The following is a 12,795-nucleotide window of genomic DNA, read 5'->3' as shown; positions in this document are numbered from 1 at the left end:
GGGGTTTTGTCTTTTGATTGGAAATGAGTGGTTTTTTCACTTCACTTCATACAACACACTATAAGCTTCAGCATCCTTATCAATAGCTTGGACAATCTTATCAGCTTGATTTTTGTGTTCGTATACATCCTGCATATTTTTTAAAGGTCCTAAGAGGTACCTTTTAGCCTGCATTGTATTGCCTTTTTTATCTTTATAGGCAAAAGGGATGACCCGATAAGGATATTTTTCAAACAACTTCATTATGCTGCTTGAATCTTGCTGCGTCATTACCGCTACTTGTAGATACAAGCCTTTCTCAGGAGCACATCCTTGACAACCTACCTTAGTATTTTTGAACTCATTGGCGGTGATGACTTGTTTGTTTTTGAGCAAATCATTCAAGGTTTGGGCTTTGTTTTGTTCTTTTTCTTGATTGGCTTTGTCTTTTTTGTTTTGCTCTTCTTTGGCTTTGATGGCTCTTTCTTGTGCATTTTCTTTAGCACCAAAGCTAAACCTCGCTCCAATATTGAGGTTGTAATCAAAGTTATATACCCCTAAGAAAGTCCTAGAAATATCTGCATACATCCTCCAGCTATCATTGAATTTGATATTAGTGCCTAAAGATAGGTTGAGTTTGTTGTTGCTTGGAGTGGAATTGATGATAGCAGGATTGGTAGCACTCCCTGTTTGGATGATTTGGCTACTGCCTCCAGTGTTTATCTCATTGATATAAGAAAGACCCAACCTCACATCAGCAATCAAACCTGTGTTGGTCTTGAAGCTTTTGCCTAGCACAGCTCCTAACCTTGAGATGAAAGCATTATCACCTTCTAAGTTAGCATCAAAGGGAGTGCCATCGATTGCTTTGGCGTTGATTTGAGTGCCTCCAATATAACCATAAATCAATTCTAATTGAGGTTCAATGAAGTAACCTTGAGTGTAGATATTCTCAGGGGCTTTGAATACATTGTGCATCAAATTATCTAAATGATAACGATACCCCACTTCTGCTCCTAATAATATTGCATTGGTATAAATATTAGAACCTGAGTTTTGTAAATTTGATTTGGCTAAAGTTAAGCTATTGCCTAGATTCAAGTATTTGAGGCTAGAATCAACATAAAATCCATTGTCCATCAAATAAGTATTATAAATCCCTAAGCCCAAATTCCTACCACTGCCTTTATAGCCATCCCCTTTAGAACTCAGCAAGGTAGCTTCTGCATCCACCCCTACATAATCCACTCCCCCTAAAACATCAAAGGCATAATCATAGCCCGCTTGGATAGTGGTGTAATAATCAGTGTTGTTACTCTTATCACTGCCCATCCCATTGATGATCCTAGCCCAAGCTCCTTGTGTGTTTATCCCTCCTCTGAGTTCCCCCATCCTTAGGTTCAGGTTATTAGTCGCGATCCTAAAGCCACGATAAAAAGAACCCAAAGCCGATTGGACAGGTTGGGTTTGAGTAGTGTCTGCTGATAAATCAAACCCTGTGAGGTAATAAGAAAGAGAGTTGGTTGTATAACTAGCATCATCCCCATTTGCTTTGGCTTGGATATTGATGTTTTTAGTGGTGGTGTTATCATTGATGTTATCACTTGTGGTGATAGAAATTCCTTCTGTGCTGGTAGTGCCATCACTTGCTTTAACCGTTTTAGTCATATCCCTTTTGACTTCTAATGCAGGGGTATAAACATAAAGCCCTTTGACCGAAGCTGCTGCAGTAAAATAATTGTTCCTCATTTCTCCACCAGATTCTGATTGGATACTCGCTAAGAGGATAGGATTATTGACTTGTGCACTGCCTTTGTCAAGATAAACTTGCAAGATATTCCCAGAAGAAGGGTCAACAGAATCAATGAGGATTTTATCACCCACTGAGTTGTCTGTATCCACTCCAACCCTAACCACACCAAAGCCCATCGTGAGTTTTTTGACTTTTAAGGTATTGAAAGCATTTGTATTGGTGGGGATATCCGCACTGCTAGCCCCATTCAACACAGCGCTGCTAGAGCTAGATGGTGATAAAGAAGGTTGGTTAGCTGCAGCACTCGCATCCATAGCTGCAGCACTCAAAGCAGCTTTAGCCATAGGGTTCAAAGCAGAATCTTCAAAAGCTCTAGCCCCTCTGAGATCAATCACACTCACCCCTTGTTGCAAGGCAGTAGAATTGAGGGCATTGTTTTGACCCATCAAACCAGCATTATAAGAAACAAGGTGATCCACACTAGAATCAGCAGTCATCACCCATTGAGCTGCACTAGCCTTTTGAGGGTATGAATAATCATAGGTTCCAAAGGTATAAGTATTGTTGCTGACTACCTCTGTCTTGTTAGCCTCAAGAGGTGTATCTGTTGAGCCTGTACTACTTCCTCCTGCATCCTCACTACCTGAATCTTTTGCTAAGGCTAAAGGTTCTGTAGAAGGGTGATCAATATCATAATCTGCTTGGCTATCATAAAGGGTCTGGGTGCTATCTTGGATCGAACCTAACAAAGCTGTGGTTCCATCAAAGCCACTGATAGTAGCTTTGAGTATCCCATCTGAAGAGGTTGAATCTTTGATTTTGTCTTGGGTATTGAGGTTGATGACTGCAATCACAGGAGCTTTATTTGCTCCAAAAGCAGAAAAGTCATAAACAGAATTACTATTTTTGTTTTGGATATCTACCTTTGAACCCACACCAAATTTAGCATTGATATTTGCAGTGGTATTGATCAAAGAGAATTTGTCTCCGACCCCCCTCAGCACAGTCCCATCAGTGCTATTGACCCCTATAGCAATGCTTTGCACATCAGCTTTGGATTTATCTTTGAGGCTAGCATCCTTAGAATCCACTAAGTTACCTATCAAGACAGAACTCCCTTCAAAATCAAAAGTCCCTCGTTTGTAATGGGTATCATCACTGGGGCTTGAAGTTGGAGGTGTAAGAGTACCACTGCTTGAATCAGATGCTGCAGGAGCAGGACTTGTTGCATCTCCCCCTGTTAAGCTAGTTGTTGAAGAACTGGGATAACTTGAAGCCAAATCACTCACACTCACAGATTCTTGAGTGCTATCAGCTGTGTTGAGCAATTTGTCTAATTGAGATTGATCCCATACTCCTGTGTCTTTGAAGGTATAAACAGAGGTATTTTGTCCTCCTGTGATGTTGAGCTTATTTTTATCAAATGAATCACTGCCCTCAAAGCTTATTTTCTTATCCCCAGTGCCTCCAATATCACTTCCATTGAACTTAGCATCCTTATCAAAGTCTACTGATAGGGTGATGTTTTTGATTGTATTGGTAGTAGGAGTGTCAGTTGGAGTAGCTCCAGGAGTTGTATCAACAACCTTTTGAGTGAAAATATCCCCATCCACAGAAGTACCCCTCAAACCAATGCCTCCTTTAGTGAGCTGGATGACTTGTTTGGTAGAGTCGCTAAAATTAATGGGGTTTATCTTTTCATTCAAGGTATCAATGAAATCCCTTGTAGTGGTCGTGATGACACCTGTGGTGGTATCTTTTGAACTTGTAGAAGTATCAAGCGTGCCTAGTTTGGAAAAGACATACAAAGAACCATCTGTTTTAGCCGCATCAATGATAGAACCCCTCATCTTATAATCAGAAGCATTGTCTGTAGTGGTCTTATCTGCTCTATGCGCATCCCCACCAAAATCAAAGTTGATGAATTGTGCGTTTTGTTGAGCTTTGTATGTATTCTTACCCACTTTTGAGTACTCAACATCCAATAAAGTCCCATCAGCTTTGGTTTGATACACTTTAGAGAAATCAATGGGCATTAAGGAGTTAGCATGACCCAAACCATTGGTAACGAGTCCTATTTGATAAGTATTGCCTATCCAATTGATAGTCCCATTGAGGATTCCATTTCCATTATAAGTCATCAAAGATAAATCAATTGCTCCAAAGTCAATGAAATTGTATTGATTGCCCTCATTATCATCGTGGATATAAAATCCTGAAGCTGTGTTGGTGGTGTAGGTTTTTTCATCTGAGCCAACAATAGTATTTTCGGTATTAGCAGAGACAATCGAATCCTTACCGATGAAATTGAGTGTGAGGGCAGATTGGGTATAACCCACTGATTTATTCATTTGAGTTTGGTGGTTGAGATCCACACTCAATTTGCCACCTTGATAATCTTTGTAATAAGAATTGACCTTAGATTGGATAAATTGTGTGGCTTCTTGGCTCAATACTCCACCCACCAAAGGCGTACTCATACCTGGAAGGCTAGGTTCAGTCTCTGGAGTCGATGGGTTAGAACCCTCTGGGCTAGAAGGAGTATCAGTGTCTTGAGTGGGTTCTTTGTAATAACTCAACCCTCCTTGATTGAAAGTGATCTGGACACTCGCATTTTTTGATTGATCAGCATCAGTGTAGCTCCCATCAGTCCCATCAGCATTCTTAGCAGGAGTCAAAACACCATCTTTATAACTCAACCCTGCTTGGTCTTCTAGGTTAGAAGATAAAGGAGTGTTGAAGACAATCACATTGCCCTTAAAACCTTTGGTGGTATTAAAATCAAAGGAACCAAATTGTTGGGCATAGGCTTGTCCTGCTATGTTGAGTGAATCAGGATTACCCAAAGTAATGTCTGGGGTCGAAGTGGATGTGTCGCTAGAAGAGCTCGCAGAGGTGGTGTCTTTAGCATAAGACCCACTCCCATCAATGAGGACATAAGAACCGCTAGTCCCTCCTGTGATTTTAGCACCAGAACCCAAAGCATCTTTACCATAAAAAGTAAGGCTAACGGTATTGTTGTCCCCTAAAGCTAAAGTAGTATTGAGGGTGGATTTTTGCACTTTCAAAATAGGATCACCCAAAGCCCCAAAAGCATCGGTGGTGAGTGCATTGAAGCTTGGAGTTGGGGGTGGAGTGCTAGTATCGCTTGAGTCTGTATCAGGGCTTGAGCTTGCATCAGGGGAAGTGAACGCAAAGGCATAATCATCTGTGTCTATGCCTCTTTGATCAAATACCGCATTCAAGTTTAGCTTAGTAGCTGAGAGATCATTGCTCCCCCCTAAAGAAGTCCCTAATAAATTGATAGTGCCAGAGGCAGTGTTGGGATTGATGAGGGTTTTACCAGCATTGTCAGTTGTACCTGTAGGGGTGCCACTGAACGCAGAAAGGTTAAGGGCTTCATTGCTTTGGGTGGAGGTGCCTGAAGCGTTGATGAAATTCATCTTGGAATTGGCATTGGCAGTATAAAAGACTGAAGCTTTATTGGAAGCTGTAGTGTCGCTAGTGAAATTATGAGAATCTTTACCGATGAAAGTGAAAGTCAGTGCATTGTTTACATCAGAAGAACCATTTTCAAAGTCTTTGACCCCATAGCTACTTTGTTCGATATAGTCTTTGCCTAAATTGGCATCATTGAGGTTATAAGTAGAACCATCAGTTTTAGAAGTGTTTGCTACATTTGTAGAGAGGTTATCCCCATTAGCAAAAGTCATTTTGAACACAGGAGTGTTAGAAGGATCTTGTTGGGTGGTGGAATAATACACTGAACCATAAAATTTATCTTGAATCCAAGAAACCCCAGAAGTGTTCATGCTATAGAGGTAGGTCATATCAGCTCTTAGATTGGATACCCCAGCTTGTTGGTATGTCTGAAAGCTAATGCCTCCCCCTGTGTTTTTCATCTCCAAAGCCAATTGACCTGAAGGTTGGAGAGAAGTATTCATATTGTGCAAACCAATGATCAAATTTACATATGAAGCACTTGCATTTTTACCATTGCTTGAATCTCTGGCATTGATGAGATAAGTAGAGTCATCTATTTTCAAAGCTTCAGGGTAAGAAGATTTAAAAGAGCTGAGGTTACTAGCACCGTAACTAGAAGTATCTACAATGGTTTTGAGGCTTCCCCTGCCTGAGAAAGACAACTTAGAATAGCCATCTTTTTGATAAGTGTTGTTGGCTCCATAACCAATATAAAAACCTGCATAGAAGGAGTCAGGGACACTTGGAGGGATAATATTATCTGGGTTTGTATCCTCATCTACGAAGAGAGGAGAGCTTTGAGGGTTCACAGAAAAGGACAAGTCATAATGGGTGCCTCTTTGTGGGCTTTGAGCTGCTTTGGTTTGTAGGTTGCTGGTCCAAAGGCTACCAACGATAGAAGTTCCCCTCACATAGAGATCAGAACCATTTCCAAAGGTTGTGCCTTGTTTTTGATCCCAAGTGGTTTGAAGGTATGCCCTACCAGCATCAGCTGATAGAGTGTCTACTATGGTCTTTTGAGTGGAATTGATTTTGATGAGTCCTGCGTTGTTCAAATCAAGTTTGCTCACCCCATTCCCGATGATGAAAGTATGATCGATTGGAGCAGAATTTGATGGGAGGGTAGTATCCCCTGCATTGACTTTGTGATCAATGCTAACATCTAAGAGTCCATCTTTAGTGCCAAGCACAGAACTTTTACCCAAAGCATAAGTGTCATTGAACTGGGCAATGATATCCCCTCCCTTCCCACTGGCATCTTTTGAAGTGATGAAATTTCCTTTGAAACCTGAATGAGAAAGGTTCAAAGATGAACCTGCTTTGAGTGAAGTGATGCTTGAATCCAATACAAAGTCAGCAAACAGCTCATCATCACTCACACCATCACCCAATTTCCCCACTGAAATATTCAGCAAGCCTCCATCGTTTAATTTGAGGTTTAAGGTGCGATCCAAATACCCTGAGGAATCCCTAGTTGGGATAAAAGAACCCATCCCATTGAAGCTAAGAGAAAGGCTATTGCCTGCGGTAATAGAATCTGTATTGGTTAAGTAAGAATACTCCAAGCCTGATTTAAGATCGCTTAATATGATAGGGTCAGCAGCGATTTGTTGAGTGCTCCTACCATCAAAAACAAAGCCCAAACCATAAGCAGATTCGATGCTCTTGTCATCCCCTGCTTGGATGCTCGAACCATAGAAATTGAAGGTGCTATCTGGTGATAAGCTTTGAGCTTTCCCATCATAGCTATCCGAACCACCAGCTGCTCGTAAATGGACTCCAACATCTTGCAAGCTAGCAAAGACACCATCAAGACTAGTAGTGCCATCACTTGCTTTTTTATCATTATCCCAGAGGATAGAGTGATTGGGCAGTGAAGAATTTTCAATATAGCCAGAAGCATCTTTGGTTGGAGTGCGTTTGGCTTTTTGGCTCTTATTGTCAGTGAGGTTGATGAAGCTAAATGAAGAACCACTATCCCCAGCGATGAAATAATTTTTATCCTCACTGGCATCATTTTTGATTTTGTCTTCTTGGGTATTGCCAGTGAAATCAAAGGTGATGTTTTTGATATGAGGTTCACTGTCATTTTTAGTCACGATATTCCCTGTGAGGGCAAAAAGACCTTTTTGTGGGTTTTGTCCTGCATTGGGGTTGTTTGAAGGTCTGAAATCCAAAGTGGTGAGATCTGTATTCAAATTCCCCATCAAAAGGGTTTGATCATAAATCACTTTAGCGTGTGTCTTTTGGATTTGTGTTTCCTTGAGGTAACCTGCATTTTCAAACACAATGCTAGATTCAGTATTGAGTCCCCCTAAAGTTCCTTTATAGAATTGATGCATCGAATCAGGGTTGCTATAATCACCTTTGAAAGTCAAATGATAAATAGCAGAAGTATTATCTATATCATAAGGGGAAGAAGGATTGGTGGGGTTAGAGATATTGAAATCAACTGAAGTATTCCCCTCACTATCTGTAGTTCCTCCCCAAAGGCTAGCATTAGCATTATCAATGGTCGCAGTGATGGAGAGATTGGATTTGAGTGCGAGTTCTTTAGAACTTCCAGATGTATCACTCAAAGACAAAGCACTTTGCCCATAAAGGTTGAGTTGGTTGTCAGTGCCACTGACATCTTTCAAATTATCTGTATTGAGTATGCCTCCATCAATGACATTGATGGTTGCATTGGCTAGATTGCTATCAAGAGTCGTAGCCTTGGAAGTGTCTGGTGAGTTTGTTTGGCTGAAGGCATTGGAATCCTTGCCAATGAAAGTATAAGTGAAAGCAGAAGTACTCGCTAAGCTTCCTGCTGCAAAACTCCCTCCATCACTGATACCTGTATAATCCAAGCCCCCAACATCAGAAAGGTCATAGAGGTTTGTTGTTTGAGTAGAGCCATAAGATTTGAAAGCCAAGACATTATTGATGCTAGCAGAAGGAGTGGTGGTGCTAGCTTTGAGTCCTTGAGTTGATATGGTTGTCTTTGAACCCAAACCAGAGAATTTCCCACTGCCTTCTATGGCATCCAAAGTGGTTTTGCCTGTAAGGTTGATAGAATTATCAAAGCTTAAGTTGGTGTGAGAAAAACTAAAGGTTGAAGCCACATTCGCATTGGACGCATTGATAGTGGCTCCTTTTTGGAGGGCATCTTTACCAATGAAAGAAAGGTTAACCGTATTGTTAGCTCCAAAACTCAAGGTAGCATCATGCAATAAGGCAGAACTTTGCACTTTCAAGATAGGATCACTCAAAGCCCCAAAGGCATCGGTAGTGGCTACAGAACCATCAAGGTTATAGGCATAAAGGCTATCAGAACTAGAAGTATTGTTATTGAATACCGCATTCAAGTTTAGCTTAGTGGCTGAGAGATCATTGCTCCCCCCTAAAGAAGTCCCTAATAAGGAAATGGTTCCTGAAGCACCACTCAAGGTTAGGTTTTTTATGCCTGAGGAGGTATTGATTGTACCTGTAGGGGTGCCACTGAACGCAGAAAGGTTAAGGGCTTCATTGCTTTGGGTGGAGGTGCCTGAAGCGTTGATGAAATTCATCTTGGAATTGGCATTGGCAGTATAAAAGACTGAAGCTTTATTGGAAGCTGTAGTGTCGCTAGTGAAATTATGAGAATCTTTACCGATGAAAGTGAAAGTCAGTGCATTGTTTACATCAGAAGAACCATTTTCAAAGTCTTTGACCCCATAGCTACTTTGTTCGATATAGTCTTTGCCTAAATTGGCATCATTGAGGTTATAAGTAGAACCATCAGTTTTAGAAGTGTTTGCTACATTTGTAGAGAGGTTATCCCCATTAGCAAAAGTCATTTTGAACACAGGAGTGTTAGAAGGATCTTGTTGGGTGGTGGAATAATACACTGAACCATAAAATTTATCTTGAATCCAAGAAACCCCAGAAGTGTTCAGGCTATAAAAGTAAGGGAGTTCTGCCCTGGTTGTTACTCCAGCTTGTTGGTATGTCTGAAAGCTAATGCCTCCCCCTGTGTTTTTCATCTCCAAAGCCAATTGACCTGAAGGCACAACAGAGCTATTCATATTGTGCAAACCAATGATCAAATTTACATCTGAAGCACTTGCATTTTTACCATTGCTTGAATCTTTTGCATTGATGAGATAAGTGGAGGTATCCACAATCATGATTTCTGGATGGGTGGATTTCAAAGAAGAAATGGCCGAAGCATCCATGGAAGAAGTATCTACAATGGATTTGAGGCTCCCTCTTCCTGAGAAAGACAACTTAGAATAGCCATCAGGCTTATAAGTGTTGTTTGATCCATAACCAATATAAGAACCTGCATAGAAGGAGTCAGGAGTGTTAGAGTCAGTTGTGCTCTGGAAAGATAGGTTGTAATAAGTCCCAATATTTTTAGAAGCAACAGGATCGCTGACTTGATTAGAAACATCATTGGTGATGATATCGCCGATGAGCGAAGTGTTGTTAGAAATCAAAGAAGAACCATCGGCTAATTGGATCAGCGGTTTAGAGCCAGAGGCTTTTTGTAACCCTTTGATCTGGAGGATACCTCCTGGATTGTTCAAATGCAAGACATTGTTAGAAGCAGTGGTGGAATTGAACACCAAAGTTGGGACAGAAAAAGTAATAGGAGTATCCCCTCTACCTTGAGTGGACAGAAACCCATCATAATTGGAGCTGATTTTAGCATAATCAGCTGAAGTGATGTTGGTAGGATCAAACAATGCCCCTTCATTCAAAGTGATGTCCATTTTAGTGGTAGTAGTATTGCTGAGCTGACCATAAAACTTAGAAGAAATACTCATAGGGTTGTTATCACTACCTGTGATGAGATTGCCATCCTGATCGCGTAAAAGGGTTTTTCCAAATTTAGCTTGGATGTTGCCTGTGAAATCCCCTATCAAAGAAGTCCCATGTATTGTAAGCTTAGAACCCTCTTTAGGAGCAGTATAAGTGATCTTATTGTCTGCATCTTTGGTAGCTTTGAGGTGCAAGCTCAATGTGGAATTGGTGTCGATGAAAATGAGGTTGTTTTTCCCTGTGCCTAAATAAAGGTTGAGGGCTTTTGAGCTATCAGCTTTCCAAGCAGAACCTTGTGCATCAATACTCCCTTCAATGGGTTTAGCACTAGAGCCTAACAATGGGTTCATCGAACCTTCCCCTATGAAAGTGAGGCTTTGGTCATAAGGGTTGGAAGAAAGATCAATGGCATCCCCAGCATAATAAGAATCATTAGGGGCAGAAGCAAAATGATTGTTTGAACCTAATTGGGTGTTGTAAGCAGAATTGGTTGAAAAATGCAAATCCAATGCCATTTCTTTTTCTTGGAGGTTGCCTGTGATAGAAGAACCGATCAAAGAAATGGTTGAACCTTTTGTGATATTTTTAAAATCATTGCTTTGAGAAGATTTCAAATCATCAAAACCATTGATATTTTGAGTGCTTGAAGCACTTTGTTTGGGGGAGAGGTTGTTGAAACCTAAAAAGCCAGCTTGACTCATCGCATAGGAAAGGGAATGTTCATCAGTATCACTAGAACTTGCATCACTTGGACTTGGGCTAGTATTGGGTGTGATGGATGAAGCATTGGCTTGGATGCCATCAAGGTTCAAGAAACCATAAAAATTCTCACTTGGGTTAGCCTCATCCCCTCCTAAAAGAGAACCTGCGAATTTGATGGCTTGGGTATTGCCTGTGAAATCAAAGGTGATGTTGTGTTTTCCTTGACCCACGATCGCTAGACCATAAGCAGGGATATCATTGCCTGAATAATCCAAACTCAAGCTCACAAGAGGATGGGTTTCTGGGTTGGAAACATCACTCGAACCATAAGAAGTGCTTTGACCGATCAATCCATTCAAAGAAGTCCCTACCAAAGAAAGGGAACCGATCGCTGAATAGACTTGGGTGACATTCAAAGAACCTGCGTTATAAAAGCTGTATTTAGAATCTGATGTCCCACCTGTGATGTTGCCTGTGTAACCACTTTGATTGCCAGTAAAAGTATTGGGGGTAAAGACAAAAGAAATGTCTTTTTTCAAACCATCGTCTTTATAACCAATATCCACATCTGAACTCTTGCCTGATACAAAGCCATCACCATCAGTATGGGTTTTATCCTTGTAGGTGAGGGTATAAAAAGAAGTGGGATCATTAGTGTTGGTAGGGTTGTTGGCATTGATTTTAGCATTACCACTCTTATCATAAATCAAATTCCCTGAAGCATCTTTGGCTAAAGTAGCATTCCCAAAGGTAGCGTTGAGTGAAGTGATATTGCTATCTTGAGGCAAAATACCTGTGGAGTTGGTCGCATTGGATTTGGAGAAGACAGGTTGAGTATCAGAAACACTATCTGCTCCATTAGCTAAGGTGATGTTAGTATGGCTGAAAGAAAGCCCTCCTGTGTAGGCATCATCAATGCCAATCCCTGTATTAGACTCAATGGCTTCAAATACATGGTTTGAAGCTGGAAGACCTGAGGTTGAAGGAGTGGGGGTTAAATTCAAAGTGCCAATGGCATCAAAGCTAAGGTTGGAAGAAGCATCCCCTCCCTTGATGACCACAGGGGTAGTTTGCTTGCCAATGACAGAGCCATCAGTTTTACTCTTGTCTGTCCCTCCAAAATCAAAATTGAGATCAAGTCTATTGGCAAAAAGGTTTCCAACCTTTAAGGTTGAGCCATCTGTTGTAGGGTTGAAATCCAAAGTCCCTTCCAAAGAGCCTCCAAAATTATCTGTTGTGCTGTCCCCTGAAATATTGCCTATGCTTTTGCCTTGCATCCCAGCAAAGATTATCTTTGAGGTGGTTTTAGAGTTTTGGATATTAGCTAGGGAAATATTGAGGTCTTTGGCTTGGATGTCTCCTCTGAAGTTGATGTCTCCAATACTAGAACCTTCAGCAATATGGTTGAAGCTCAGGCTAGAAGAAGTATTGTTATTGATGATAGAGCCAATGGTGAGTTTGGAATCATCAAAGCTTGCTTTGAGGACTCCATTATTGCTATCTGTGCTGATAGAACCTTCAAAGGTAGAATTAGTGAAATCTACATTCGTGGTGTAGGCTTTAGCTTGGATGTCTCCTTTGAGGCTTGCGTTGTTTTTGAAATGGATACTGAGGTTGTTGTTTGCTCTTACATTGTTAGATTTTTGGTTGTTGATATTCCCTACCATTGAAGAATCATCAAAAGTAAAGGTTGGGGCTGCAGAATTGCCTTGAGAAATGTTATTGGTGATAGAACCATTGAGTTTGGATTTGTTTTGGAAGGTGAGTCCATTAGAAGCATTGCCATTAATATCAGCAAAACTCGCAACACCATAAGTGATATTGCCTACATTTGAATTGTCTAAAGTAGCCCTGAGGCTCCCCCAATTATTATTCAAAGTAGTGATGGTAGAATCTTTAGCCAATAAGGTAGCACTCGCTTGATTGTTTATCAATAAAGAAGATAGGGTGGAGGAATTCAAATTGATGTTTGAAGCTGAACCTGATTTGTTTGTAGTGTAATTAGAGATAGTTGAACCATCATTGGCAGTGATATTAGTAACACCACCCGTTGCATTACCAGCACTTAGGGTAGAATTGTTTAGGGTGAGGTT

1 protein-coding gene is annotated in these 12,795 nt (G+C 40.8%); it reads right to left on the bottom strand.

The window, feature by feature from the left end; genetic code table 11:
- Positions 1-36 precede the first annotated feature (36 nt).
- On the bottom strand, positions 37-12,663 hold the full coding sequence (locus BKH44_RS08325; RefSeq protein ID WP_143428334.1) for a hypothetical protein: 12,627 nt from the start codon (positions 12,661-12,663) through the stop codon (positions 37-39).
- Positions 12,664-12,795: the final 132 nt, after the last annotated feature.

Origin of the sequence: Helicobacter sp. 13S00477-4, assembly GCF_002272785.1 — a bacterium.
Lineage (GTDB): Bacteria > Campylobacterota > Campylobacteria > Campylobacterales > Helicobacteraceae > Helicobacter_J.
This window is presented reverse-complemented; position numbering and strand designations above follow the sequence as displayed.